At 60.2% G+C, this 26,526-nt stretch carries 25 protein-coding genes and 3 pseudogenes; 20 read left to right on the plus strand and 8 right to left on the minus strand.

All coding sequences use genetic code 11. The features are described from left to right. Positions 1-3: 3 nt before the first annotated feature. Entirely contained in the window at positions 4-552 is a 549-nt protein-coding gene (locus HD598_RS08055; RefSeq protein WP_311538992.1) for an ABC transporter permease, read from the minus strand. 245 nt (positions 553-797) lie between these two features. Between HD598_RS08055 and HD598_RS08060 the strand changes: the two genes are divergently transcribed. Next, positions 798-971, plus strand: a complete 174-nt coding sequence (locus HD598_RS08060; RefSeq protein ID WP_183665059.1) for a hypothetical protein — start codon at positions 798-800, stop codon at positions 969-971. A gap of 43 nt (positions 972-1,014) precedes the next feature. After that, the gene (locus tag HD598_RS08065; RefSeq protein WP_311538993.1) at positions 1,015-1,647 is read left to right on the plus strand and encodes a response regulator transcription factor; all 633 of its coding nucleotides are present in this window, start codon (positions 1,015-1,017) and stop codon (positions 1,645-1,647) included. Between the two features lie 33 nt (positions 1,648-1,680). Here HD598_RS08065 and HD598_RS08070 read toward each other — a convergent pair whose 3' ends face one another. After that, the gene (locus tag HD598_RS08070) at positions 1,681-2,313 is read right to left on the minus strand and encodes an arsenate-mycothiol transferase ArsC (RefSeq protein ID WP_183665060.1); all 633 of its coding nucleotides are present in this window, start codon (positions 2,311-2,313) and stop codon (positions 1,681-1,683) included. 150 nt (positions 2,314-2,463) lie between these two features. Between HD598_RS08070 and HD598_RS08075 the strand changes: the two genes are divergently transcribed. The 3 genes from HD598_RS08075 to HD598_RS08085 all read left to right on the plus strand — a co-directional run bounded on the left by HD598_RS08075 (position 2,464) and on the right by HD598_RS08085 (position 5,725). Then, positions 2,464-3,702 carry a hypothetical protein gene (locus HD598_RS08075; protein ID WP_183665062.1) on the plus strand — a complete coding sequence of 413 codons (1,239 nt, stop codon included), beginning with the start codon at positions 2,464-2,466 and terminating at the stop codon, positions 3,700-3,702. Between the two features lie 111 nt (positions 3,703-3,813). Beyond that, positions 3,814-5,025 carry an MFS transporter gene (locus HD598_RS08080; protein ID WP_311538994.1) on the plus strand — a complete coding sequence of 404 codons (1,212 nt, stop codon included), beginning with the start codon at positions 3,814-3,816 and terminating at the stop codon, positions 5,023-5,025. Positions 5,026-5,227: 202 nt separating this feature from the next. Continuing rightward, on the plus strand, positions 5,228-5,725 hold the full coding sequence (locus HD598_RS08085) for a hypothetical protein (RefSeq protein WP_183665063.1): 498 nt from the start codon (positions 5,228-5,230) through the stop codon (positions 5,723-5,725). A gap of 159 nt (positions 5,726-5,884) precedes the next feature. Here HD598_RS08085 and HD598_RS08090 read toward each other — a convergent pair whose 3' ends face one another. Together HD598_RS08090 and HD598_RS08095 are read right to left on the minus strand one after the other, a co-directional pair. Next, on the minus strand, positions 5,885-6,181 hold the full coding sequence (locus HD598_RS08090) for a hypothetical protein (RefSeq protein ID WP_183665066.1): 297 nt from the start codon (positions 6,179-6,181) through the stop codon (positions 5,885-5,887). A gap of 109 nt (positions 6,182-6,290) precedes the next feature. Further along, a complete protein-coding gene (locus HD598_RS08095; protein ID WP_183665068.1) occupies positions 6,291-6,626 on the minus strand; it encodes a PadR family transcriptional regulator in 336 nt (111 codons plus the stop codon). A 157-nt stretch (positions 6,627-6,783) separates the two neighbouring features. Here HD598_RS08095 and rlmN point away from each other — a divergent pair, with 157 nt between their 5' ends. The 4 genes from rlmN to HD598_RS08115 all read left to right on the plus strand — a co-directional run bounded on the left by rlmN (position 6,784) and on the right by HD598_RS08115 (position 12,184). Continuing rightward, on the plus strand, positions 6,784-8,130 hold the full coding sequence (rlmN, locus tag HD598_RS08100) for a 23S rRNA (adenine(2503)-C(2))-methyltransferase RlmN (protein ID WP_183665070.1): 1,347 nt from the start codon (positions 6,784-6,786) through the stop codon (positions 8,128-8,130). Positions 8,131-8,988: 858 nt separating this feature from the next. Then, positions 8,989-10,665, plus strand: coding sequence for an IS21 family transposase (gene istA / locus HD598_RS08105; protein ID WP_183665072.1), 1,677 nt, complete (start codon positions 8,989-8,991; stop codon positions 10,663-10,665). Beyond that, positions 10,662-11,480 (plus strand): IS21-like element helper ATPase IstB, encoded by an 819-nt coding sequence (gene istB, locus HD598_RS08110; RefSeq protein ID WP_183665074.1) that lies wholly within the window; start codon positions 10,662-10,664, stop codon positions 11,478-11,480. Before istA ends, istB begins: the two co-directional genes overlap by 4 nt. Before the next feature lie 257 nt (positions 11,481-11,737). Then, positions 11,738-12,184, plus strand: coding sequence for a hypothetical protein (locus HD598_RS08115; RefSeq protein ID WP_183665076.1), 447 nt, complete (start codon positions 11,738-11,740; stop codon positions 12,182-12,184). A 114-nt stretch (positions 12,185-12,298) separates the two neighbouring features. Here the strand turns inward: HD598_RS08115 and HD598_RS08120 are convergent, their stop codons facing one another. Next, positions 12,299-12,601, minus strand: coding sequence for a transcriptional regulator (locus tag HD598_RS08120; RefSeq protein WP_183665078.1), 303 nt, complete (start codon positions 12,599-12,601; stop codon positions 12,299-12,301). Next, positions 12,601-13,074, minus strand: a complete 474-nt coding sequence (locus HD598_RS08125) for a hypothetical protein (RefSeq protein ID WP_183665080.1) — start codon at positions 13,072-13,074, stop codon at positions 12,601-12,603. Before HD598_RS08125 ends, HD598_RS08120 begins: the two co-directional genes overlap by 1 nt. An 842-nt stretch (positions 13,075-13,916) precedes the next feature. Here HD598_RS08125 and HD598_RS08130 point away from each other — a divergent pair. The 3 genes and pseudogenes from HD598_RS08130 to HD598_RS08140 all read left to right on the plus strand — a co-directional run. Further along, a pseudogene (locus HD598_RS08130) lies at positions 13,917-14,782 on the plus strand (IS3 family transposase); the annotation flags it as partial. Between the two features lie 47 nt (positions 14,783-14,829). Further along, complete coding sequence (locus tag HD598_RS08135; RefSeq protein ID WP_183662820.1) at positions 14,830-16,227, plus strand: IS30 family transposase; 1,398 nt, start codon at positions 14,830-14,832, stop codon at positions 16,225-16,227. 4 nt (positions 16,228-16,231) lie between these two features. Then, positions 16,232-16,519, plus strand: a pseudogene (locus HD598_RS08140) (integrase core domain-containing protein); the annotation flags it as partial. Between the two features lie 61 nt (positions 16,520-16,580). Here the strand turns inward: HD598_RS08140 and HD598_RS08145 are convergent. After that, positions 16,581-17,231: pseudogene (locus HD598_RS08145) on the minus strand (type I restriction endonuclease); the annotation flags it as partial. 183 nt (positions 17,232-17,414) lie between these two features. Between HD598_RS08145 and HD598_RS08150 the strand changes: the two are divergent. The 8 genes from HD598_RS08150 (at position 17,415) to HD598_RS08185 (ending at position 24,866) form a co-directional block, all read left to right on the plus strand. Next, the gene (locus HD598_RS08150; RefSeq protein ID WP_183665081.1) at positions 17,415-18,320 is read left to right on the plus strand and encodes a Gmad2 immunoglobulin-like domain-containing protein; all 906 of its coding nucleotides are present in this window, start codon (positions 17,415-17,417) and stop codon (positions 18,318-18,320) included. Positions 18,321-18,364: 44 nt separating this feature from the next. Continuing rightward, positions 18,365-19,195: a thioesterase II family protein gene (locus tag HD598_RS08155; RefSeq protein WP_183665083.1), complete on the plus strand. Its 831-nt coding sequence runs from the start codon at positions 18,365-18,367 to the stop codon at positions 19,193-19,195. A 17-nt stretch (positions 19,196-19,212) separates the two neighbouring features. Next, the gene (locus HD598_RS08160; RefSeq protein ID WP_260170517.1) at positions 19,213-19,974 is read left to right on the plus strand and encodes an oxygenase MpaB family protein; all 762 of its coding nucleotides are present in this window, start codon (positions 19,213-19,215) and stop codon (positions 19,972-19,974) included. A 36-nt stretch (positions 19,975-20,010) separates the two neighbouring features. After that, a complete protein-coding gene (locus HD598_RS08165; protein WP_183665087.1) occupies positions 20,011-21,219 on the plus strand; it encodes a pyridoxal phosphate-dependent aminotransferase in 1,209 nt (402 codons plus the stop codon). A 105-nt stretch (positions 21,220-21,324) separates the two neighbouring features. Then, entirely contained in the window at positions 21,325-22,359 is a 1,035-nt protein-coding gene (locus HD598_RS08170) for an ABC transporter ATP-binding protein (protein ID WP_183665089.1), read from the plus strand. After that, entirely contained in the window at positions 22,356-23,105 is a 750-nt protein-coding gene (locus HD598_RS08175; RefSeq protein WP_311538995.1) for an ABC transporter permease, read from the plus strand. Before HD598_RS08170 ends, HD598_RS08175 begins: the two co-directional genes overlap by 4 nt. 10 nt (positions 23,106-23,115) lie before the next feature. After that, positions 23,116-24,228: a sensor histidine kinase gene (locus tag HD598_RS08180; protein WP_183665091.1), complete on the plus strand. Its 1,113-nt coding sequence runs from the start codon at positions 23,116-23,118 to the stop codon at positions 24,226-24,228. Then, positions 24,222-24,866, plus strand: coding sequence for a response regulator transcription factor (locus HD598_RS08185; protein WP_183665093.1), 645 nt, complete (start codon positions 24,222-24,224; stop codon positions 24,864-24,866). The genes HD598_RS08180 and HD598_RS08185 overlap by 7 nt, the downstream gene beginning before the upstream one ends. Positions 24,867-24,907: 41 nt before the next feature. Here HD598_RS08185 and purB read toward each other — a convergent pair whose 3' ends face one another. Further along, positions 24,908-26,350, minus strand: a complete 1,443-nt coding sequence (gene purB, locus HD598_RS08190) for an adenylosuccinate lyase (protein WP_071894581.1) — start codon at positions 26,348-26,350, stop codon at positions 24,908-24,910. Positions 26,351-26,526 lie beyond the last annotated feature (176 nt).

The following is a 26,526-nucleotide window of genomic DNA, read 5'->3' on the forward strand; positions in this document are numbered from 1 at the left end:
GCACTAGTGGCCAAGCCACTGAGGATGGCTAGGCCACTTGCGAGCAAGACGATCCACAAGGACACCGGAGCGTGGAGCACCCTGTCCGCCAGCCGGCGTCGTCGTAGTCCCTCCATCGCTGATCGTGGGACCAATCGCGTAGATGATCGCCACGGCACCGAGGCCCAGCGCGAGTCCGGCGATGCCGCCAATGATGGACTGAATCATGGATTCGCCTGCCACCTGAGCTACCACTCGGTTGTTAGACCAGCCGAGTGCCTTCAGCGTTCCGAACTCACGGGTGCGGCGCGCTACGCCGGAGCTCGTGAGCAGCATGGCGATCAAGAGTGCCACAGCGAGGACCGCGATCGAGAACCACGTGCCGAGGTTGGAAATCAACGAGGATGCGCTCGCGAGCGCGCTGGAAACCTGCGACGCCAACTCCGACTGCGTGCTGATCGTGCTGTCTGGGACGGCGCTTTCCAGTGCGGTGACTTTTCCGGGCCCACCCATGCGGACTAAAGGTTCGGGACTCGCGGCCTTTGCGGTGGCCTGCGCACTGGGGTAGTTCACGGTCGCGCCAAGAGTATTTGGTATCCCTCACGGAGCGAGCACAGCGTGCTGACCAGACCCGCGAAGCCGAGGCACGTCGTCGTATGGCAGTGGAACGCCTCCGCTGCTGCAGCCTGATCTCGGCGAACTGAATGGCTCATTGGAGCGCATGCGCCTAGCGGGCCTCGATGCTCACGTGACCATTCGCGGCCAACTTTCTGACGTGGTGGGTGCCACCGATCATGTCGCTTTCCGTGGCTAACCCGGTGTCTTTAACGGCTCCGGAACGCGATGCTGAAACCGGCGGCGGCTTTGGGCTCGTGGGGCTACGCGGGCGCGCGGCGGCGATCGGCGGAACCGTCTGGACAGACACCACGCCCGGCTATTTCTGGCTGTATGCGCAGTTAGCCATGACGCCATCTGCGGCGGTGACGCCTTGACCAGAGTTTTGGTGGTGGATGATCAGTCGCTCACCCGCCAAGGGTGACGGACGTTCTTGGATCCCACCCGGATATTGAGGTGGTGGGGGAGGCTGTTGACGACGCCCAGGCCGTGGCGTGCGTCCAGAGTCTTCGCCCGAGCGTGGTCCTCATGGACATTCGCATGCCGCTCGTTGACGGTATCGAGGCGACCCGCCGGATATTCGAGGACCCCAACAACGCTGACGCACGCGACCTCATTCTGACCACGTTCGAGGAAGACGAAAACGTGGTTTCCGCCATTCGCGCGGGAGCCAGCGGATTTATCGGCAAGGGCGCTGAGCCTGAGGACATTGTGAAGGCAGTTTTAGCGGTGTACGACGGCGAAGCTCTGCTGTCGCCCGTCGCCACCCGGGCGTTGATCACCCGTTATGTCGCTGAAGTTCCGCGAAACTCCTCCGCGGGGACGCCGCATTTTCCCGAGCTAGAGCAACTGACGGTTCGTGAACAAGAAGTGTTGGTGCTCGTGGCGAGGGGATTCTCCAACACGGACATTGCAGAGCATCTGCAGATCTCGCCGTACACCTCGAAGACGCACGTCAATCGCATCATGGATAAGGTGCAGGCGCATGATCGCGCTCAGTTGGTGGTCCTGGCTTATGAGTCAGGACTCCTGACGCCGGGCCAGCAGAACTAGCCCGGCGGATTTCAGGAATTGGTGCTTTAGTCGCTAGGCCGCCGCGTGGCGGGCGCTCGTGGAGAGCTCCTTGGTGAACTCGTCGACGTGGCGTTCGATCAGATCGACGATCTCCCGAACTTCCTCGACAGACTTTTCTGCAAGGAGCGGGATGTCCCACTCGATGTAGGTGCTATCTGGCCGCTGCTCGATCTGGTCCAAGCAACCCATGGCGACTACGTATTCGGCGGCGTCATGGACGTCAGTGTCGATGGGCTTGGGGAACATGCCGCTCAAGTCGATGCCGCGCTCCTGAAGGACTTCCACGGCACGGTGATGCAAGTGGCCGCCCGGGTTGACGCCGCCGGAGCGCGTCCCGACAGCGCCTTCTGTCCGGCGTCCCATGAGGGCAGCTCCAATTTGCGAGCGTCCGGTGTTGGACGGGCACACGAACAATACACGCGGCTTGTCGCCCTCGATGAGTCCATGCGAAATAGCCAGTGCGTGGAGGCGCTGATCCGCGAAGTGCTCCGTGGTGGTGAAAAGGTGAGTCTTGACTTTACTTTGGGCGTCGAGCGTCGCGAACGAGTAGTTGACGACATCGGCAATTTTCTCGGGGCTGAAGAGCTTTCCGTACTTCTCGGTCAGGTGTTCAGCGATGCGTGGCAGCATGCGTCGTGTTTCCATGGCCACTCCTTTTGAGTCGAGTCCCTATCTGAACCTCAGTTGAACAGAAAGTGAACTTTAGGTTAACAAGCATAATGACGCCGCTGTGATTTGTAACTAGTTCAGAGTGATTTTTTAGGCCATCGCAGGGGTTCCAGTACTTTGGGAAGTATGCCCCCTAGATCTGAAGAGAAGGCACCCAAGCCGAGCGGCGGCGTGGTACTCCTTTCTGAAAATGACGGAAACGTAGCGCGCCAAACGCAAGCCCAAAAGCTCAATACCCTGAACCACAAGTACTTGGTGCGCGTGGAATCCCGCGCCACCTGGTCCGGAATTGTGGCCGCGGTGCTGGCGGGCGGCTTCGCTTTTCTCGCGTTCCAGGGGTACCGACCGCCGCTGTCTGGAGACAATTCGGTGGCCGTGTATGCGGCAATTCTGTCTGCGATTGCCTCGGCGCTCGCGTTCTTCATGGGGTTTCTCTTCGCAACGCAGCAAGCGCTGAAGTGGCTCTCGGAACGACCATTGCCGCGCCGGATTCTCGACGCTCTGGCGCTCATGGCCATGCACGGATCCATCGCGATGATGGGATCCTTAGCACTGTTTCGGATGTTCCAAGCGTCTTTCGTGGGCCTGACTGTTGATGCGATCGCGGGATCGGCCATGGTGGCTGGCGCTGCGGCGATGGCTGCGTACTTGTCCTACTCTTCGGGCGCCAAGATCAGCACGGCAAGCCTGTCAGTGCTGTTGGCTTCTTATGTCGCCGCGGGCGTTGTGGTGAGCATGCTGTACGCCGAAAATCCCTTCTGGTGGCACTCGATGTTCAGTGAACTGGGCACGGGGCAGGCAGGCCCCACCAGCTATTGGACGTTCAACACCACGCTGGTGACTTCAGGAATTCTGCTCGCACTGCTCGCCGACTTCATCACGCGTGAACTCAAGGACTGGAGCGAAGTGAAATGGCTGGCCAAGCGAGAGCTGATTGATTTTTCGCCGGCTCTGCCCGTGCGGTTCTTGAGGCGAGTGGAGACGCGGTTTGTGCGGCCGCGCGTCTCGATTGTGCGCGGATGCCTCATTGGAATCGGCGTGTGCTTGGTGGGGATCGGACTGGCTCCCGTGCACACCATGACTGACCTGCACACGGCGTTTGTCTGGGTGGCCGCGTTCTTGATTGTTTTCATGATGCTCGGGGTGCCGGTGTGGATGCCGTATTTCCCGGGAGCGTTCTACATCATGAGTTTTGGTGCGGTGCTGGTCTTGGTGGGCGCTTCATATCTGTGGTTTGGGCTGGGGTACTACAACCTCACGGCCCTTGAACTGGTGGCGGCAGGCGTGTTGTTTGGTTGGTTGGTGGTCCTGATCCGCAACATTGACGCCGTGATGAGCCAGCCGGAAACCGAACGCGCGGCGTAGGGCTTTCGTGGGATTGAGATGTCACAATCCGTAGCCCGCGAGGGCGGTGAGTGACCAGGATGTGAGTTGCAACCTAAGTTGTGACATGGTGCAAAGGTGACCAATCTCTTCGTGAAACAACCTCTCGCCGGGCGCATCGCTGCGCTTGTTGGCATCTTCATGCTTGCGCTGGCGCTTCGAGCCGCCGCTCTGGTGGTGGCGCCACTGCTTCCCGAAGCCGGACCTGCTCTCGGTTTCAATTCGGCATCCACGGGTCTCTTGGCGATGCTCGCGCCCGGAACCTTCGCGGTGTTTGGGTTCTTCGCTCCGGCGCTCATTAAACGGTTGGGGCTGGAACGCGCTCTGGCTGTCTCCATCACGCTGGCTGTAGTGGGTCAGGTGCTGCGCGTCTTCATGCCAAACGTGTGGTCCTTCTTGGCGCTGTCCATTGTGGCGCTCGCAGGATACGGAATCGGCAACGTGGTGCTTCCGCCTCTCATCAAGAAGTACTACCCGGACCGATTGGCGCTGGTCACGGCGATCTACGTAACGCTCATATCTATTGGTACGGCCGTCAGCCCTTTGTTTGCGGTACCCATTGCCCAAGCCACCAACTGGCAGTTCTCCATGGCTATTTGGGCACTCCTGAGTCTGGTGGTTGCCGTACCGTGGGCCATTCAGTTGGCTCAGGATCGTCGCGTTGAAAGACTCACCGGCAAAAAGCGACCGGACGATCCCTTCGCAACCTCAGCCACCCCCGCAAAGATCAATCCGTTCCGCTCGCCCGTTGCTTGGGGCCTGGCCATCTTTTTGGCCGGAAACTCGGCCCAAACGTACGTGTACTTCACGTGGATCCCGTTGTATCTCGTGGAGCACGGCTTCACGCCGGGGGAGGCTGGCACTGCGCTCGCGTACTTCGCGATCCTCGCACTGCCGGTTAGCTTGCTGGTGCCATTGTGGTTGCCGAAACTCAAAAAGCCCTTCTACGCCATCGTGCTCTTCACGGTTCTCTGGATTGTGGGGCACGCCGGAATGTACTTCTCGCCTGAGAATGGCACGTGGTTGTGGATCACGTTCTCCGGTTTGGGCCAGGCGACCTTTGCTACTGCGCTTCTCATGATCAATTTGCGCTCGCGGACAACCCGAGGCGCGAGTGTTCTGGGTGGCTTTAGTCAGGGACTCGGTTACGCGGGAGCCTGTGCGGCGCCCTTCCTGTTCGGCATCATCCGCGACGCCACCGGCGGCTGGGGTGCTTCCTTCGCGACCCTCGGTGTGTGCGTGGTGGTCATGCTCGTCGGAGCCACGATGATCAGCCCCAAGCGCTACATTGAGGATGTCTCATAGGTGCATTCAAAGGTACTTCCGTCAACAGACTTTCGTCGGGATCTAGCGGTCCTTCTTTAATACGTTCGGGTCCACTGATTTAGACGTTCGAATACAATTGAATCGAATTTCGCATGGATTCATTTACTCATCGCAAGAGTGTAAATAGGCTGGCCGTGATCAGCAATTGTTGATCAAAACAGACACTTTGTTGAGGGGAAAAATGAAAAAGACATTTGTAAAAGCCGCGGTTTCCGCGTCTCTTGTTGGTGCTCTGGCCTTCACTGGAGCCAGTAGCGCACAGGCGTCCGTCGGCGTCCCAGCTACTGCAACCGTCTCAATCCAGGCGAGCACTTCGACTCCTATCGCGGCAACTAGCTCGCTCTCCGCAGCGTCCACGCTTGCTCTTGGTGGCGCAAGCTCGTCCAGCGGCAATTTGGTGACGCTTCCACCGGCGGATAAGTCCGGTCAGGCTTCCATCCAAGCTCTACCAGCGTTGGCTATTCGAGTTGCGGTCCGCGCAGCACTTGAGGCAATCAAGCGAATTTCATATGCCACTTACACGCGCGTCATCGGAGCCGTAAAGGTTGGCAAGACTCACTTCGTGAACTACTTCAACAACACCCTGAAGCCATGGCTCAAGGCTCGCGGGATCGCCATTCTTGATGGCGTTTCAGGAGCGGTGGTGTTCGAAGTTATCCGGTGGATCATCGGCTTCTAAGTCAGCAGACGATATTTGGAAGAGGCTGGGGCGTTGCTCATGACGAGCGACGCCCCAGCCTCTCTGCTTGGCAACGAGTTCCTATAAACAACGAGCGAAAACATGAGGCTCAGTGAATGCAGTTTGAGGTTCACAGTGCATGCGCGAGTCACCAGCGAACTAGCGCTTTCCTGTTTGGGTGTAGCGGACGAATTCGATGAGGATGCCCGCAACCAAAAGTCCCAAGACAATGAGAGGTTTCCACCAGCCAAATTGTTCGATTGGCATCGCGAAGAGCGCAATCACCGCCAGCACCATGGCAGCGAGCATGAACGGAAGACGTGGCTTACCTCGATTCTCCGGCATGAGTTGCGCTGCGTAGGTACCAGGTTCGCCAAATTCCCTCACCAGTGCCTCATATTCTTCAAGACTTTGATTCTCTGCCGGCCACCCAATGCTCTCCATGGCAGATGCCACTAAGTCCTCACTTGCTCCGCGAGCGCGAAGGGCGGCTTTTAAGCTGGTCTGGTAGCTGATCATGAGTGGATCCCTAAAAGTCGAGTAGCGAATACTAAGAAGTGAAGGCCTAAGCCGCCGTGGAAGTCAGCATCTTCAGACTTAATGAGATGTCTTTCCAAGCGTGCTCAGCGATCTCAACTTGACTGCGTCCTTCATCCGTGAGCATGAGGATTTTGCGCGCCGGACCCGTGTTTGAGGTATCCCACGAATGACGTAGTAGGCCTTCGTCTTCCATCCGCGCCAGCACTGGGTACAGCGTGCCACCTTTGATATTTCCGAATCCCTTTTCCTTCAGGTAAGTCAGAAGCTGATAACCATGCGCATCCCGAAAAGACAGTGCTGCCAATACCGCGTAACGCAGAGCGGCTCGGGCAAACTCTTCCCGCCATTGCCAAATGTCCATGCTTGTACGCTAAGTGATGCTATTCGAGATTGGAACTTAGTTTGGGAAACTATCTACTTTAGGGTGACGATTTATAGACGAAAGTATTAACGGTGGGTACGTTGTGCAGAGTTGAGAGGCTCGATGCGCCTTGCACAAGCGTGGGACAATGGAGCGGATGACTCCCAAAAATTCCTCCCCAGAGCCAGAACACCACCGTTCCGGAACCTCCAAAGCGCATGCGCGCCGCCCGGATGCACCGAGCGCCGGCCCATTGCGCGGGGTGAGGGGAGCGGAAGGGACGCGGCCCGCTCAATTGAGTGGCGGCGTCGTACGGGAAAATAACCGCAATCAAGTGCGGCCCGCAACCGAGGGCTGGGAACAGCAGACGACTTCCGAGGGGCGCCCGCTGCTCCAATTCAAGTCGCCACGCGTTTCGCAGCCACCAGCACACTTGGCGGACCTGACTCTCGAGGAGCGTCAGGCGAAGCTCAAGGAACTGGGCCTCCCAGCCTTCCGCGCGAAGCAGCTTTCCGTTCACTATTTCCAGCACTACACCACAGACTCCGAGCGTATGACGGACCTTCCGGCGACCGGTCGCGAAGAGCTCGTTTCGGCGATGTTCCCGAAGCTGCTCACCGAGGTCAAGCGCCTCGTCACGGACAACGGTGACACTATCAAATTCTTGTGGCGCCTCTTCGACGGCTCCCTCGTGGAATCCGTCCTCATGCGCTACCCCGGCCGCATCACCCTGTGCGTGTCCAGCCAGTGCGGTTGCGGCATGAACTGCCCATTCTGCGCCACCGGCCAAGCCGGCCTGACCCGCAACATGTCCGCCGCTGAAATCCTTGACCAGATTGTGCAAGCCAACCGAGTGATCGCCGAAGGCGGCTTGGGCGGGCTGCGCCGCGATGGAGGGCACGACGCCGAACGCGTCACCAACATCGTGTTCATGGGCATGGGTGAACCGCTCGCCAACTACAAGCGCGTCATGAACGCTGTGCATCGCATGGTGGCTCCCGCCCCCGAAGGCCTGGGGATGAGCGCGCGCAACATCACGGTCTCCACCGTGGGCCTTGTCCCGGCGATCAACAAGCTGGCCGACGAGAACATTCCGGTCACTTTTGCGTTGTCCTTGCATGCTCCAGATGACGAGCTGCGCGACGACCTCATTCCCGTGAACTCGCGCTGGAAAGTGGACGAAGCTATCGACGCCGCGTACGGCTACTACAAGAAGACCGGCCGCCGCGTCTCCATCGAGTACGCACTCATCAAGGATATGAACGACCACGCGTGGCGTGCCGCGCTGCTCGCGAAGAAGCTCAACTCGCGCGGACGCGGTTGGGTGCACGTGAACCCGATCCCGTTGAACCCAACCCCCGGATCCATCTGGACGTCGTCCGAGCCGTCCGTAACGCGAGTGTTCATTCAGACTCTTGAGGATGCCGGAATTCCTGCCACGCTGCGCGATACGCGCGGCAAGGAAATCGATGGCGCTTGCGGACAGCTCGCGGCTGCCGAGTAGTTATTTTTTGATGACGACGCCGGGGCTTGCGTTAGTGCCTCGGCTTCCAGTGGTGCGGGCGGCCGGGGCTATCAAAGCTAGGTCGCGGAGAACCCGCCGAGCACGATAGCCAAAAGTTTTGAAAGGTCGATACTTTTGGCTATGTTGCGCCCAAGAGTTGGGCAGTAACGTAGTTGGCGTCTGCACTATCGACGAACTGATGAGTTCTCACTGGTCCACAGCTGAACCGACGCGGACCCTGTGAAGTGAATCCGGCGGACATGCAAAAGGACGCAAGAATGAAACTTCTCCCTTAGATGATGATGGCCGCGGTCAGTGGTGTCTTCACCGGAGCATCCCTGGTATTTCTAGTCATCGTCGGAGCACTCGGTTTTACCTATGCGACGCCCAAAGCGGTCCATTTGCCGGGTCTCATCCAAGCTTGGTTCACAACCGAGAACGCGATGCCCGCCGTGAACTTCCAGCCGAACTTCGCTGGAATGCTGGTGAAGTCAGTCTGGGTTCTATCGGAAGGACGGCGTTGCCATCCGTGCCGCGGGCAGTCCTTCGGGCTATGGAAGACGGCGAAATTCCTATCACGCTGCGCGAGATACACGCGGGGAGGGAAAACGGCGGCGCTTGCGGACAACCCGCGGCGGCAGACTAATGCAACACCCGAATTACTGTTCGGCAGCGTACCGACGTGTAGTTTCGCGTAGTTGTTCGGCAAAGGTGGCTGTGACAGGTTTGGATGGCCCCGGTAGGACGGTTATATCTGGCCCCACTTCATGACTCGCCGGGCACTTGTGACGGTTATTTGTGGCCCCACCTTCAACGTTGGATTCATCAGTGGATGGATGCGGCGGAAGGCTGGTCTGGATGGAGTCGAGAGTGGAATTGTTCGCGCGGATCCGAAGGGACGCCCGGGTTGAAGGCCTGTCGGTTCGTGCGTTGGCGGTCCGGCACGGAGTTCACAGACGAACCGTGAGGCAGGCACTGGATTCAGCTGCCCCTCCGGAGCGCAAACAGAGACAGGGTGTGGCCTGGCGGCTGGAGCCGTTCAAGGACGCGATCGATGCGATGCTGATCGAGGATACGACGGCGCCGCGGAAGCAGCGCCATACCGCCCGCAGGATCCTGGCCCGGCTCATCGAAGAGCACGGTGCGCAGGAGTTGTCGTACTCCACAGTGCGGGACTACGTCAGGGTCCGCCGGGCCCAGATTGATGTGGAGGCCGGACGCCGCGTTGAGGTGTTCGTCCCGCAGGAACACGCGCCGGGCGCCGAGGCCGAGGTGGACTTCGGCGAGGTCTATGTCGTGCTGAACGGCGTGAAGACGAAGTGCCACATGTTTATCTTCCGGTTATCGCATTCTGGCAGAGCCATCCACCGGATCTACCCGACCCAGGCCCAGGAAGCCTTTCTCGAGGGCCACGTCGAGGCCTTCAACGTTCTTGGCGGCATCCCGACCAAACACATCCGCTATGACAACCTCACCAGCGCGGTCACCGCGGTGGTGTTCGGGCAGGGCCGGCAACGTCGGGAGAATGACCGGTGGGTGTTGTTCCGTTCGTTCTACGGCTTCGATCCCTTCTATTGCCAGTCCGGCACCGCAGGGGCCCATGAAAAGGGCGGGGTTGAAGGAGAGGTGGGCCGGTTCCGCCGCAACAGACTCTCGCCCATGCCTGTCGCTGACTCCCTGGACGAGCTCAACGACCGGATACGGGCTTGGGAAGCCCAGGACGACGGGCGGCGCATCAATGACAGGGTCCGCACCATCGGTCAGGACTTCGAGATTGAACGGCCGTTCCTGGCCCCTTTGCCGGCGGAGGAGTTTGATCCGGGTCTGGTGCTGACCCCCAGAGTTGATAGGTCCTCGATGATCATGGTCCGGATGGTCAAGTACTCCGTCCCGGCCCGGTTCATCGGCCGGAGGGTCCGGGTCTCGCTGCGGGCGTCCGAGGTCGTGGTGTTTGACGGCCGAACCGTGGCCGCCAGGCATCAGCGGGTCTCCGCCCGGTCCGGTCAATCGGTCCAGCTGGATCACTATCTCGAAGTCCTCAAAACCAAACCCGGAGCCCTCCCCGGCTCCACCGCTCTGGCCAGGGCACGGGAGTCCGGGGCGTTCACGTCCGCCCACGAAGCCTTCTGGGCCGCCTCCCGCCGGGTCAACGGCGACGCCGACGGGACCCGCGAACTTATCGACGTCCTGCTCCTTCACCGGTCCATGGAAGCCGGAGACATCCATGCAGGGATCACCGCTGCGCTGGTAGTGGGCGCGGTCAGCGCAGACGTCGTCGCGGTCGAAGCCCGCAGACACGCCACGACCTCTTCCCGGGGTGGGGCCAGTTCCGACCGTCATCCCGGTGCTCATGCTGAAGAGAGAGTGCAACGGGTTGTCAGTCTCACCCAACGCCGCCTCATGGACCCCGCCGCCGTCATTGCCGGGCTCCCGCCTGACATCCGGCCCCTGCCCTCGGTCAATGCCTATGACGAGCTGCTGGCCAAACGCACCGAACACCCTGCAGGACCCGCGTCGAAGGAGAACATCTCATGAGCCCTACCGCACCGGCCACCACCATCACCCCGACCCTGCGACGGAGGCGCGGCCTGACCGAGCAGGCCGCGGTCGCCGCCGTGGACCAGGCCTGCCGCCGGCTTCGCCTGCCCACCATCCGCGCGGTCCTGGACGAGGCCCTGACCGTCGCCGGGAAGGAACAACTCTCCTACCAGGGCTTCCTGGCCGAGCTGCTGCTGGCCGAGTGCGACGACCGGGACCGACGCTCTTCGATTCGCCGGGTGAAGGCCGCGAACTTTCCCCGGGACAAATGGCTCGGGGACTTTGATTTCGATGCAAACCCGAACATCAACCCCGCCACCATCCACACCCTGGCCACCGGGGAATGGATCCGCAAAGGACAACCCCTCTGCCTCATCGGTGACTCCGGAACCGGCAAATCCCACCTGCTCATCGGACTCGGCACTGCCGCCGCCGAGAAGGGCTACAGGGTCAAGTACACCCTCGCCACCCGGCTCGTGAACGAACTCGTAGAGGCTGCCGATGAGAAAGTCCTGGCAAAGACCATCGCCCGCTACGGCCGCGTGGACCTGCTGTGTATTGATGAACTGGGCTACATGGAACTGGACCGCCGAGGCGCCGAGCTCCTCTTCCAGGTCCTCACCGAACGGGAAGAGAAAAACTCCATCGCCATCGCCTCCAACGAATCCTTCTCCGGCTGGACCAAAACCTTCAGCGACCCACGTCTCTGCGCCGCCATCGTGGACCGGCTGACCTTCAACGGAACCATCATCGAAACCGGCACCGACTCCTACCGCCTCGCCCACACCCTCAACCAACAAACAGCGAGCTAAATCGCTGGACCCATGCCGGCTGCCCGGTTGCCGGTGCCTCCGCTCTCTGGGTGGCCAGCCTTGAGTACAAGTGCCCCCTGAGGGATCGGCTGGCGGGACGTTTCGGAGCTGAATGTGATTGCAGAACTCGCCTGCACGGAACGTCTGGCGTCGCCTGCACCCGCGGACCACGCCGAACCACCCCAGTTCCGGGCAATCGCTCAGGTCCGTGGATGAACCGAGTTGCTGACACGCGACTCGTCTAGAAGACTGCAGAGATGATGCTGGGGGAAGACTCGAAACCTGTGGAATTCCGGACATTTACACCTCTGCGGTACCGTGCCGTGCTGGCTGCTGTCGGAATTGCAGCTGTGTCCATTCTGTTGGCTGCCACTCCTTGGCCCGGGCTGGCGGTGCTTGTGGCGGCGGTTTTCGTTGCTGTTATGACGATGTCCGTCCGGATTCGACTGGACGAAGAATGCCTGTCGATCCGCGTCGCCGGTGTCTTCGCGACCACGATCCCGTATCGGGAGATATCAGCAGTCTCCGCGGGACGAAACACCGGTTTTGTCCAAGGCATGGGTCTGCGCATTCTCCCCGGTGGAGGCACCGGCTACCTCGTTGGCGGCCCATCCGTGCGGATCCAATGCGGCAACACCGCGGTGTTCGTCTCGTGCGCTGACCCCCAGGGGCTCGTCACCCGCATCGGCGCCCACATTCCGTGATGACGGCTTCCTTGCACGGACTGAACGCGAGCTCATCCCCAAGCCGACCGTCCCGCGGCAGGATCTTTCACCGGGCGGGAACGCCCCAGAGATACGGCCTGGCAGTGCCCAGTGTCAGGTTGCCAGGTGGTCTGCACTGGCTGCCAGCCGCCGCAGCTCTTGGATATGGCCTTTAAAGGCGCGTGAACCTGCCTTGGTCATGTGCACCCGGGTGCGGGTTCGAGTGTTGACCGTGCCCTTGCGCAGGTTGACGTAACCGGCCTGTTCAAGGACTTTCAGATGCTTACTCAGTACCGAATCGCTGAGAGTAAGACCGTCACGGATTACGCTGAATTCCACTTCTCCTGCACCGGCCAGGAGCGCGCAGATACGTAGTCGGGTCGGAACGTGAATGATCTCGTCAAAATCGGCCTCCATCAGTGAGAGGCTCTAATTGAAGCAGCGAGTTTCTTATCCATCGCGGGCCCGCATACAAGCGTGAGGGCAAGTGCCAGTAGGCCGGCAACATAAGCAGCCCACTCTCCTCCGCTTAGGGCATGGACCACGAGGGCGCCGGTGACGAGAACCGCAAAACCTGCCAGATAGAGCAAGCCCAGGACCCGGCTTCCAGGGTGCGTGTAAACGTCCAGGATCACCCGGGACCGCTCCGTCTGCAGGACCGGTAACACGCAGAAAATGATGATTGAGGTGCCCAGGGCTACTGTCGCCCACCCATGCGAGGTGAAGAGCACCAACCCAATGATGAACAGGCTCATCCCCACGCCCTGCGCCGGATACAGCCATCCAGGGGAACGGACGAAGGGGGCCAGAGCACGGTGCGATTCGGCAACGGTGTCCAGCGCCTGCTGTGCCTGCTGAGGATTGGGCCGCGCGCTTCTTTCGTCTGTCATGTCACCAATGTAGACTTTCCATTGCGGAAACTCAAGTCTTTCCATTGAGGAAAACATATTGCATTCCTCTGCCCGTAAGCCGTGTTCGAAGCCATCACTCTTCACGCGGCGAGCCGACCGAATGAGTCCATCGCAACGTTGCTCGATGTGGTGGTGGACTTCGTCCATACCCCTGACATCGAGCGGTACAAGCCCAGCGATCAGTGGGAACGGGGCCTATGCATTTGGTTCATGAAGGACCCCTGACCCTAGGGCACCCGCGGGACCAGGGCCACCAAATTTTCCTCAGTGGGGCCAGGAATAACCGTCATGCTGGGGCCAAAAAAGGTTGACATAGTCAGCAAAGGCGTAGATCTCGTCGACCGACTCGATCGGATGCCTAGTTTCAGTCTTGTCCGCGTCGAAAAGACCAATGTACTTTTGAGGTCGATTGAAGTGGAGACGAGCGATTGGGCGCCGGTTGTTGTCATCGAGAAGAATCGCAAAGTATGACTTGGCATCTCGATGGGCAACTGTGCTGGCTTTGACTTCGCCACACACAATCGCCTGAACTACACGGAACCCATCGAGCTCCTCAAGTGTGGTTATAACACCATCTTCGTTTGCGAGATCTTTGTCGACAGCTTCTTCGCTAGTGACAGTGCTCGCAAGATCTGCATCGTTGTTTGAAACGTAGACGTGAGTCGTTCCCGTTTCACCAAGCGCTGCCTTGAGTCGATCGTTGATTCGCTCGCTAAGAAATTGGCCGCGAGCCTTAGTTACGAGTGGCGTGAGGGACTGCTGAAGGTTTGGTTGACTCCTGACCTGTGAGGATTAACCTCGCGGGTGGAAGGATGTTCATCATGCCCAAGGCCTTTCCCGAAGAGTTCCGCCGTGACGTGGTCGCGGTTGCCCGCAAGGGCGAAGCACCGCTGGCCACGATCGCCAAGGACTTCGGCGTTTCACCGGCTGCACTGCACCGTTGGCTGAAGAAAGCCGACGAGGAAGACGACCCCAAAACCAGGGCTGCGAAGGAAGAATCCGCCGAGCTGCGGGAAGCGAAGAAGCGCATCAAGCTTTTGGAACAGGAAGCCGAAGTCATGCGCCGGGCAGTCGCGTATCTTTCCAGGGACATCAACCCAAAATGATGTTCCCGCTGGTCCTTGACCTTGCCGCCGACGGTGTTCCTGTCGCGGTGACCTGCCGGGTACTGAACTTCTCCAAACAGGCCTTCTACAAGTGGAAATCCAACCCCGTCTCGGTTCGGGATTGGGAGGAAGCACACCTCATCAACGCTGCGATCGACGTCCACGCCGACGACCCGGCATTCGGCTACCGGTTCATCGCCGACGAGCTCAACGCCGGCGACAAAACGGTGGCCAGCGAACGCCGGATCTGGCGGCTCTGCTCGGCCAATGGGATCCTTTCTGTCATCCACCGCAAACGGGTCGGAGGGCGTAAGGCTGGTCCACCGGTCCACGATGACCTGCTCAAGCGGGACTTCAGCGCAGCGGCGCCGGACACGAAGTGGGTCACGGACATCACCGAGCACCCCACCGCAGAGGGCAAGCTCTACCTGTGCGCGATCAAGGATCTGTATTCGAACCGGATCGTGGGCTACTCCATGGACGGCCGTATGAAAGCGTCCCTGGCGGTGGCCGCACTGGCCCACGCCGTGGCGCTCAGGAGCCCGTCAGTGGCCGTGGTGCACTCCGACCGTGGTAGCCAACCCGGATTCAACTGGTCGTAGCAACACCTTGATCGTGGAGGTATGCAATGGGAAGACCATCAGCATGGGTGCGGCAGTTCACAGGCCGTTCAGCGATGAAGTCGCCGGGGGCTCCGTCTCATCGTCAGGAGGTCGAACGAGAGTTCTGGAAGCACATCGCCACCGGGATCACCTCTGAGAAGGCAGCAGAGGCCACTGGTGTGTCTCAAGCCGTTGGTGCTCGATGGTTCCGCAATCGTGGTGGTATGCCGCTGTTTATGTCCTCGAAGGTCTCTTCCCGGTACCTTTCCTTCCAAGAGCGTGAGGAGATCGCTCTGCTGCGAGCCCAAGAAATCGGTGTTCGCGAAATAGCTCGTCGTCTAGGACGGAGTCCTTCTACGATTTCACGAGAGTTACGGCGTAACGCGGCCACCCGAGGCGGGAAGTTGGACTATCGAGCCTCAGTTGCTCAATGGAAGTCGGAGGTCTTCGCTCAGCGGCCCAAGACTGCAAAGCTGGTGAGTAATCCCAGGTTGCGGGACTACGTTCAGGACCGACTGGCGGGAAAAGTCACCGCTGCTGACGGACAGGTGATTGATGGGCCTGATGAGGCTGTGTGGAAGGGCAGAAATAAGCCTCATCGCGGGGATCGCCGATGGGTGAAAGGCTGGAGTCCTGAGCAGATCTCCCATCGGCTGAAGGTTGACTTCCCTGAGGATGAGTCCATGCGGATCTCGCACGAAGCTATCTACCAGGCTCTCTACATTCAGGGCCGTGGTGCTCTGAAGCGTGAATTGGTGACCTGCTTGCGCACCGGCCGCGCCCTTCGGGTCCCGCGTGCCCGAGCGCAGGCGAAATCATGGGCCCATGTCGATGAGAAGGTCATTATCAGCCAACGGCCCGCCGAGGTCGAAGACCGAGCCGTGCCAGGCCATTGGGAAGGTGACCTGATCATTGGACTCAATCGCTCGGCAGTCGGCACGCTGGTCGAGCGCACCACACGGTTCACCATGCTTGTCCATCTGCCTCGCGAACAAGGCTACGGCACCCTCCCGCGGAAGAAGAACGGTCCTCCTTTAGCCGGGTACGGGGCAGTGAGCATGAAAAACGCGTTGTCGAAGACTGTTGCGGAACTGCCCGAGCATCTGCGAAAGTCACTCACCTGGGATCGAGGCAAAGAGCTCTCAGCTCATTCTCAGTTCACCGTCGAATCTGGAGTACCAGTCTATTTCGCAGACCCACGTAGCCCCTGGCAACGCGGCACGAACGAGAACACCAATGGGCTGCTACGGCAATACTTCCCCAAAGGCACCGATCTCTCACGATGGGGCGCTGAAGAAGTCGCAGCCATCGCTCACACCCTCAACACCAGGCCGCGAAAGACCCTGGGATGGAGAACCCCAGCTGAAGCGTTCGAAGATTATCTAGAATCAGTACAACAACCGAGTGTTGCTACCACCGATTGAATTCACCCAATTCCGATCCCGCAAATTCGTCTCCGCACTGAACGCCAACGGCTTGAATGGCTCGATGGGCAGGGTCGGCGCGTGCGGCGATAACGCGGCCATGGAATCGTTCTTCGCCCTGTTGCAGAAGAACGTGCTGAACCGGAAACGATGGGACACCCGCCAAGAACTACGCCTGGCCATCACTACCTGGATCGAGCGAACCTACCATCGCCGGCGACGGCAGAAAGCACTCGGTAAACTAACCCCGATCGAGTTTGAGACAATCAACAGCATGGCGCTAGCCGCCTAAAAACTATCAACCCCACGAGTCAACCAAAACGTGGGCAGTCCCTGAATTGCTCTTGTACTCATTGAGTGATGGGACCCTCGTAAACTTTTGCTGCAAGGAACTTAACCCACTCCTCTGTTGGTTCCGAGAACAGCGAAGCGATATTCCGCTTAAGCTGGCCTATGTACTTGAGTTCCTCAGCTGCGCTTACAACTGACTCGATATCGAATTTGTCTTTCGACAATTTCTGTTGTTCTGGAATAAGAGTTTCGTCGATGTCCGACATATCGAGAATCAAAAATGGTTTTGAATCCATCCGGTTCGCCGCGTCCAAGTCAGTGTAAAACTGATAGACCTCACCATTCGTCAGAACGGCGACACATGCGTTTGTCACGGCAAAGTAGCGGTAGAGCTGTGAGGCATGTTCAATTCGGAGATCGCCAGCAGACTTCTTGCACTCAATCAGCATTTGAATTTCACCGTCGCGCACAATCGCGTAGTCAATCTTTTCGCCCTTCTTCACCCCTACGTCGGCGGTGTACTCGGGAACTACTTCAAGTGGATGGAAAACGTCGTCTCCGAGGATGGTCGAAATGAACGGCATGACGAACGCGTTTTTAGTCGCTTCTTCCGTGTCAATGATCGATTTTTGCTGACGAATTTTTGCCGCAAGAGCATTTAGACGCTCTGAAAATTCGCTCGGTTCCCCTTCGAAGTAGTTGTAACTTTGAATGTATCTCCAGTTGATGACACTTAGGAAGTGCTTTCCGAAATCTTTCGACGACCACGCTAAATCACCTGAAATCTTTTAACTTGCAGATCACATGTCAATTGCCTACTTACCGTTACGCAATTGACGCCCAATCGATGCGATCTCTTGCTCGCTTCTCGCTCAAGACAGGCATAGCGTTCTGGCATGAGCGAGAGAGAGTTTTCTCAGCAAGATCCCGATGACGCGCATCCCCGGAGTTCGGGGACCGGCTCGGGGAGAACTTCGCGTCGAAATACTGCCATTGTGGCGTTAGTGGTGGCGGTCATCGCCTTGGCGGTGGCTCTCTTCATGATGTTTGGCAGGGGCGGCGGAACTCCACCTGCGGCTAGCTCATCGCCGGGCGTTTCGAGTCCGGACGGAGTCCCCAGCACTCTGAGCTCGTCTTCTTCGCCAACAGTGGCGTCCTCTACTTCAGCCGCAACTGCGTCAACGTCGGCACCTACGTCAGCTGCGTCGTCGTCCTCTATGAATACGAGCGCAACCGCACTGCCGGCCGCCGAAGCAAAGAATGTGGTCTGGCCGAATCCGGCGGGAAGCCTGCGCTACAGCACCGCCGAAGAAGCCGTCCAGGGGTTCGCCGAAGAGCTCGTGGGCTTCTCGGATCCGGTCTACGGGGAAGTGCAACAAGGCGATGCGCGGTCCGGCGAAGTGGAGATTCGAAACGACGCGACCTCCGGGGCGGTCACGACGGTGATGTTCCGGCAAATGTCCGACGGATTCTTCTACATCCTGGGTGCCGTCTCGAGTGAAATTGAGCCAGCGATGCCCGCAGCAGGTGCCGCTATTTCCAGCCCCGTCACCGTGACCGGAAAATCGCGCGCGTTCGAGGCCGTGGTCAACGTTCATCTCTACGCCCACGGAACCTCAGCGCGCATCGGCGAAGCTGTGGTGATGGGCGGCTCCGCTGCACCGCTAGAACCATTCACCGGCTCCGTCACATTCACCGATACCGGCGCAGCGACCGGCGCGTTGGTGTTCCTCGAATACAGCGCCAAGGATGGCAGCGTTTACACGGCGGCCGCGGTGCCGGTTTCCTTTGAGGAGAACTGAGTAGGGTGTAAAGAAGGATCCCACCGCAACCCGGAGGTACATCTTTGGCACTCTTGAATCCGCTACCCGGTCAAAAATCGACACCGGCATCGCTGGACGTCTTGCTTCTCCCGCATGCTGGCGCGCTTCCTTCCACCTATATCCCGTGGGTCGGTCCGTTGCGGGAGGCTTTCGGCGAGACCTCCATCCGATTGTCCACGGCGGTCCTTCCGGGGCACGTAAGTTCGGGCGAATCGGCGCCGCGGCGCGCTACCGAACTGCACAGCCTCCACCGGTACGGCGACCGTCTAGCTCAGGAAATACTCGCCCAACGTCCTTCGAAAGACTCGAGCGAGACCCGGCCCCTGATCATTCTCGGACACAGCATGGGTGCGCTCCTCGCGGTGGAAACGGTGCGTGCGCTCAGCGAAGCCGGGCAGTCCGTGCTGGGAACAGTTCTGTCTGCGAGCGCGGCGCCCGTGAAGCGCAAGCGGTTCGCTCGGGCCCCGATCTACGTTCGTGAGTCGGCAGGGGAGCTGCGGGAGTTGAATGACCGGGACGCTCTCGAGTTCCTCGTGAAGATGGGCGGCATTCCGCGCGAACTCGCGGATCAGCCCGAGGTTGCGTTGTCCTTCTTGCCGCAGATCCGCCGGGATTTTGAGCTCGAGGACGCTTACCGCTTCACACCGCCGGCAACGTTCAGCACCAAGAACTTCCTGACGCTGAGCGGCAGTGAGGACGATCGCGCGAGCACCGAGAAAATGCGCGGTTGGCACGAGCTTCTGGGCGTCAACGGCCGCCACCGCGAGTTCCCCGGCGGGCATTTCTACCACCAGCAGCACGTCCCCGAGCTCGCAGCGGCGCTCGCAGGATTCGCCGACGCCACGCCTTCATGACACTCACACTGAAAGACATGGCACCCGAGGGCATCATGATCGCCGGCGGCGGGCGGGCGATTCTGTTACAGATCGCTCACCCGGGCGTCGGATACGGCGTGGTGCAGCATTCGAACTTCGCGAAGGACCCGCTCAAGCGTCTCCACGGCACGCTCACTTACATTTACGCCCTCACGAACGGCACGCCGCGGCAAGCGGCGAACGTGGTGGAGTGGGTGAGTAAAGCGCACCAGCCAGTTCGTTCAGCTGGCGGCGATGACCATCCTGCCTACGACGCCCACGACCCCGAGCTCCAGCTGTGGGTTGCGGCAACGCTCTACGACTCGGCGATCCTCGTCTACGAGAACATGTTCGGACCCCTGAACCGCGCGGACGCTGAGAATATTTACCGCGAATACGCCCTGTTGGGCACCGCGCTGGGGATGCCGGAGGAGCGGTGGCCCGGTTCGCGGGCAGAATTTAGGGATTATTGGTACGACGCCGCAGCTCGGCTCCGCGTCGATCCTCCCGTTCGTGAGGTCGCGGCACAGCTGATGCGCCCCCGGAACGTGCCTCGCTACCTGAAAGCGGCCATGCCGATCGCCCGCACCCTGACGGCCGGAATGCTGCCCGCTAAACTCCGCGAAGCCTACGGTCCTGAAGTATTTGGCGGCGCCTACGGAACCCGGCAGGATCTGGAGTATCGGGCACTCATGGCGAGCTGCGGCGTCGTACTACCGAAAATTCCGCTCGCCGTGCGGCACGCGCCGATGCGCTATTACTTGAGCCGTTTGGGCTGAAACCTGCCAACGATCAGGGCATGGTTGAATCGAGGCATGGTTGAAAAGCGCGTAGCCTCCCGAGCCCTCGTCCCCAGCTTCCACGTCATGAACATCCTGGATCGCGTGGCTCAGTTGCGGGCGGCCGGCCACGACGTGGTGTCCTTGTGCGCGGGCGAGCCCTCGGGCGGAGCGCCAGCGGGAGTGAACCAAGCCGCCGCCGGGCTGCACGCTTCCGGCGTATCGCTCAACTACACCTCCGCGTTCGGGATTGCGCCGCTGCGCGAACGGATCGCAGCGCACTATCAGCGCTGGTACGGAACCACGGTGAACACCGAAAATATCGCCATCACCACGGGCGCGTCCGGCGCGTTCATGCTGGTGTTCCTCGCCGCGTTCAACGCAGGCGACCGCGTCGCCATGGCCCGCCCCGGTTACCCCGCGTACCGCAACATCCTCAGCGCCCTCGGCATCAACGTCGTGGAAATCCCGTGCGACGCCTCCACCCGGTACCAACCCACGCCCGAACTGCTCGATGAAGCCCAAGCCGAACACGGGCACCTCGACGGGCTGATCCTCGCCTCGCCCGCAAACCCCACCGGAACCATGGTGGACCGCGCCGAACTCGAAGCGCTCGTAGCCTGGTGCGACGCCCGCGGGGCGCGCCTGATCAGCGACGAGATCTACCACGGCATCACCTACGCGCCCCCATCGGAGCCGGACGCGCGCGGCGTCTCGGCGGTGGAGGTGGACCCCACCGCCGTGGTCATTTCCTCCTTCTCCAAGTTCTGGGGCATGCCCGGCTGGCGCCTGGGCTGGGCGGTGCTGCCGAATGATCTGATCCCTGGCGTCGATGCTCTCGCAGGAAACGTTGCTTTGTGTGCGCCAGCCCCCGCGCAATACGCGGCCGTCGAAGCCTTTTCTGAAGCCGCCTACGCGGAAGGGGACGCCGCGGTGGCCGAGTTCGCCCGGACTCGTGCGTTCTTGTTGGAAGCGTTGCCGCGCTTGGGCTGGGGCGAAGTAGCGCCAGCCGACGGCGCGTTCTACTTCTACGCGGACTTGGGGCCGTGGCTGTCCGTCTGGGAAACGTCCACCGCGTACTGCGCAGCACTACTCGAGGAAGCGTACGTGGCCCTGACCCCGGGACCGGATTTTGATGCGGAGGACGGGGACCGGTTCGTGCGGTTGAGCTTCGCAGCAGGCTACGACGCCGTCGCCGTCGCAGTGGATCGAATCCTCGAGTTCCAGGCGCGGCATGCCCGGTAGTCTCAGGGCCAAAGTGTCCTCAGGGATCAGTCCATGACAAGTGTCATGCGGATCCTGTGACGGCTGGCGCTTCTCTTAGGTTCTCAGGGGTGGGACTCTTGAGGCATGGTCTCATCACCGGCAAATTCATCAGGGTCATCAAGGTCATCAGGGCTGAAATCTACCGCGCCCGCGGTTCATTTGCGGAACGTCTCCAAATCTTTTAGAACGCGGGACGGACTCGTAGAGGCCGTCAAGAACGTCAACCTCACTATCCACCCCGGCGAAATCGTGGCCTTTCTGGGCCCGAACGGCGCGGGAAAAACCACCACCATCGACATGATGCTGGGCCTCACCGAACCCACCGACGGCACTGTGGAAATCTTGGGCGCCGCGCCCCGAGTTGCCATGGACGCCGGACGAGTCTCCGCCGTCATGCAGACCGGCGGGCTCTTGCGAGACCTGACCGTCCGCGAAACCGTGACGGCAATCGCCGCCCTGCACCACGGTCGCTCACGCGTGGATGAAGTCATGGCACGAGCTGAGATCACGGCTCTAGCGTCTCGCAAAGTCGTCAAATGCTCGGGCGGCGAGCAACAGCGCTTGAAGTTCGCGCTGGCGCTCTTGCCAAACCCGGACGTGCTCTTCTTGGACGAGCCCACCGCGGGCATGGACGTCAACGCGCGGCGACACTTCTGGCACACGATTCAGGCCGAAGCGCTGACCGGGCGCACCGTGGTTTTCGCGACTCATTACTTGGAAGAGGCGCAAGAGTTCGCCCAACGAGTCATTTTGATGGCGCACGGCTCCCTCATTGCGGACGCGCCTACCGCGGAATTCCGTTCGCTCGCGTCCGGCCGCACGGTTTCCGCAACGCTGTCCTTGTCTTCAGTTTCAGAAGACGACGCCTCAGCTGGGGTTGAGATTCTTCGCTCCATTCCTGGGGTGCAACAGCTTTCACGCAACGGGGATCGGGTTGAAATCTTGGCTAAGGACTCCGACACTGTGGCGCGGGCGCTTTTGACCTCTCCAGCGCTCGCGGACCTTTCGCCTCGTGATCTCGAGATCTCCGGGGCATCCCTTGAGAACGCCTTCATTTCTTTGACCGAGGCCAATGCGTCAGCCCACAGTGCTGAAGAAACCGTAAGGACTGCATCGTGAACCCCACCTACATGGCCATAGAGTTCAAGCGCCAAGCGCGGGACGTATCGAACGTGATGTTTGTGCTGTTGCTGCCAGCCGCAATGTACTTGCTGTTCGGCGCTTCCACGGCAGGCGGCGAGCAGATGGCAGGGCACGCGAACCTGAAGTACTACGTCATGGCTTCCATGGCGGCGTACGGTGCCGTTAGTGCGGTGACCGCGATCTCGGCGACGGCGGCCACCGAGCAGACTCAAGGGTGGGGCCGGCAGATCGGGCTGACACCTATGCGGCCCTGGCAGTTCGTGCTCACCAAAACGGTAGTGGCGCTGGCCTTCGCGGCCGTGGCCATGGTCATTGTGTATGCCGTCGGCATCTTCACTGGAGCTAAAGCGGACGCCACCTGGATCTGGTGGGCGACAGCCGCAATCTCTCTGGGCTGCTCGGCGGTTTTTGCGCTTTACGGACTCGCGGCCGGGCTCTTGTTCAAGAGCGACTCCGCGGCTGGCGTGGCCTCCGGTTCCGTGACGTTCTTTGCGTTTTTCGGCAACGTGTTCATCCCACTGTCCGGAACCATGCTGGATATCGCCCGCTTCACGCCGATGTACGGGATGATTGGGCTGGTTCGATGGCCGGTGCTGGAAGGCTTCATGGCGGACGGAACACGGGAAGAGCTCTGGTGGTACATCGCCAACGTGGTGGCCTGGACGGTGATTTTCTTGGCGCTCGCACTGTGGGGCGTTCGCCGCTCCCGCGCTCGCCGATAGGCTGAAGACCATGAGCGAGACGGCATCCACACGCCCGAGCTTTTGGGCGAGGCACGCGTGGATCATTGCCGCCATTTGGCTGTTCTTCCTGATCTTTCCCTTGATGACAGTGTGGGAGTTTTCAGGTTCTCCAGCCATCCGCGGCTTGGGGCTGGCCTCCATTGCTGCTTTCGCCGGCGTGTACCTCTACGGGTTCATCACCTTGCCGGACTGCCTCGGCGGACACGCGCCCAAGAGAGCGTGGACGATTTTCGGCATCCTGTGCATCTTGCCCCTGCCAACCATGCTCGTAGACGCAGCCAATTACCTGTCCTTCACGCCTTTCTTGATCAGCTTTGCCGCTTATCTCCTGGGGCTTCGAGCTCTGCTCGTGACTGCGGCGTTGTCCTTTGCTGGCCTGGTCCTTGCAGGATGGTGGTTGGGCAGCGTCGACGCAGTGCTGTCCTTGGGAATTGCGATGGCGTTGGTGTTCGTCGTGAACTTGATGGTGACCCAGATGATGCGGGCCGGCCAGAGCGCGGAACACATGCGCGTTGAGCTTGCACGAGCCGAAGAACGGGTGAAATTGTCGCGGGATGTGCACGATCTCTTGGGGCACTCGCTCACGGTGGTCAAGCTCAAATCCGAGCTCGCCGAGAAGCTCTTAGACGCCGAACCGGCGCGCGCCAAAAAAGAACTTCACGAGATCGGTGAGATCACGGCGGAAGCTCTAGCGGGGGTCCGAGCTACCGTTACCGGATTGCGCGGAGCGAGCCTGAGCCAAGAGCTGCTGAATTCCCAAGCAACGCTTGAAGCCGCCGGCCACGCGGTGACCGTCTCTGGGGACCCGGATGACGTGCCACCTGCCGTGAGTGTTCAACTCGGGTGGGTTATCCGCGAAGTGACCACGAATATTCTGCGCCACGCTCACGCCACCGAAGTTCTCATCTCATGGGACGTCGATTCCTTGACCATCGAGGATGATGGCGACGGCTGGGGCAGCATCCGCAAGGACGTCTCCGGTCCTGATGCCGTGGAGGGTAATGGCCTTCGGGGAATTCGCGAACGTTTGGCTGCCGTGGATGCACGTTTGGTGTTGAGCGAATCGCGCTTTGGCGGCGCTTTAGTGGAGGTGGCATGGTGACTGGAGATGGAGTTGTTGCGGAAGGCCGTGCGCAGATCAGAGTGCTCATCGCAGACGACCAAGCGCTGGTGCGCGGTGCGATGGCAGCGTTGCTGAACCTGGAACCAGACATCGACGTGATCGCCGAAGTAGGCGACGGTACCGCAGCGCTCGCGGCCCTTCGAGAGCAGCAAGTGGACGTTTGCTTACTGGACGTTCAAATGCCGGGAATGGACGGCATTGAGACCGCTGAGCGGATTCGCACCGAACAGCCACACGTCCGGGTGCTTATGGTGACCACCTTCGACCGGCCCGGATACCTCAAACGAGCGCTCGCGGCCGGTGCCTCCGGGTTCGTGGTCAAAGATACGCCCGCGGATCAGCTGGCCGAAGTAGTGCGACGTATCCACTCGGGACTGCGAGTGGTCGATCCGCACTTGGCACAAGAATCCCTCTTTGAAGGGGATAACCCGCTTACCGAACGCGAAGTGGAGATCCTTCTTCGGGCCGCCGATGGAGAACCTGTCGCCAAAATTGCGGCAGCCCTGTACTTGAGTGCGGGAACGGTGCGGAACTATCTATCCAACGCCATCGCGAAGACGTGCACCACGAACCGCATCGAAGCGGCCCGCACAGCACGAGACCGCGGCTGGATCTAGGCAATAGCGCCAGCCGCGGTCTCGTGTAAGTGTTCTACGCTTTAGCGAGCGTCCTTCAAGAACTGCACCAAATCAGCGGCAATTCCGGTGTACGTACCGGGGGTGAGGTTAGAGAGGCGAGCTGCGGCGTCGTCCGTCAATCCCAAACCAGCAACAAACTCACGCAAGCGAGCCTCGTCAACACGGTGACCGCGAGTGAGCTCCTTGAGGCGCTCGTACGGGTTCTCCATGCCAGGCACGCCCGCGATGGCCTCGGCGCGCATGACGGTCTGGATAGCTTCGCCCAGAACTTCCCAGTTCTCGTTGAGATCCTGGGCCATGACGTCGGCGGCTACGTCGAGGCGCTCGAGGCCCTTCGCAACGTTGCTGATTGCGAGGATCGAGTGGCCAAAAGCCACACCGATGTTGCGCTGGCTGGACGAGTCAGTGAGGTCGCGCTGCCAACGGCTCGTGACCAGAGTTGCCGCCAGGGTATCGAGTAGAGAGTTGCTGATCTCGAGGTTAGCTTCGGCGTTCTCGAAGCGAATCGGGTTCACCTTGTGCGGCATCGTGGAAGAGCCGGTAGCGCCCTCCACTGGGATCTGCGCGAAGAAACCGATGCTGATGTAGCTCCAGATATCCGTGCAGATGTTGTGCAGAATGCGGTTGAAGCGGGCCACGTCCGAGTACAGCTCAGCTTGCCAGTCGTGAGATTCGATCTGGGTGGTCAGCGGGTTCCAAGTCAGGCCCAAGCCCTCAACGAACGTGCGGGAAATCTCTGGCCAGTTAGCGCCAGGAACCGCCGAAACGTGAGCGGAGAACGTGCCCGTGGCGCCGTTGATCTTGCCAAGGAATTCAGTGTTCTTGACGCGCTTGAGCTGGCGGTTCAGACGCCAAGCGGAGACCGCAAGCTCCTTGCCGAGCGTGGACGGCGTTGCCGGCTGTCCGTGCGTGCGAGAAAGCATGGGGACGTCCTTGTTGGCGTCCGCCATGTCAGAGATCTGCTGCGTGAGAGCATCCGCTGCAGGAAGCCAGACGTTCGTGACAGCGTCCTTGATGCCGAGCGCGTACGAGAGGTTGTTGATGTCTTCGCTAGTGCAAGCGAAGTGAACCATGGGCTTGAGGTGCTCCAAGCCAAGCGGTGCGAGGCGTGCGCCAATGAAGTACTCGACGGCCTTGACGTCGTGAACCGTGACCTTCTCCGTCTCGGCAAGTTCCTTCACGGAATCATGGTTGAAATCCGTGACGATCTTGCGCAGACCAGCCTTCTGCTCATCGGTGAGCGGGCCGGCGCCTGGAAGAACGTTGTTGTCCGTCAAGTGAATGAGCCACTCAACTTCAACATGGACACGATCACGGTTGAGGGCGGCTTCGCTCAAGTAATCAACGAGCGGAGCAGTTGCTGCGCGGTACCGGCCGTCTAGAGGGCCCAATGCAATGAAGTCATCAGAACTAGAGCTTGCCGAAGGGGACTGGGCCAAAGAAGTACGCGCGATATCAACCATGACCCCTATTCTTTCATCTTCTTTTGGGTTCCTCGGCGTTGGTGGCGTTGCCTTGTGGATTTCTTGCTTTCAATCACGCACTTTGGGGAGCGACTCGTGGGGCGGCTCTGAGTTTTCCCCAACCTTTTGCTTTTTGAGCTGGTGGTGGAGATGCCTTGCATAGCGTGTGGACAGGA

Source organism: Neomicrococcus aestuarii, assembly GCF_014201135.1.
In the GTDB taxonomy this organism is placed as follows: Bacteria; Actinomycetota; Actinomycetes; order Actinomycetales; family Micrococcaceae; genus Neomicrococcus; species Neomicrococcus aestuarii.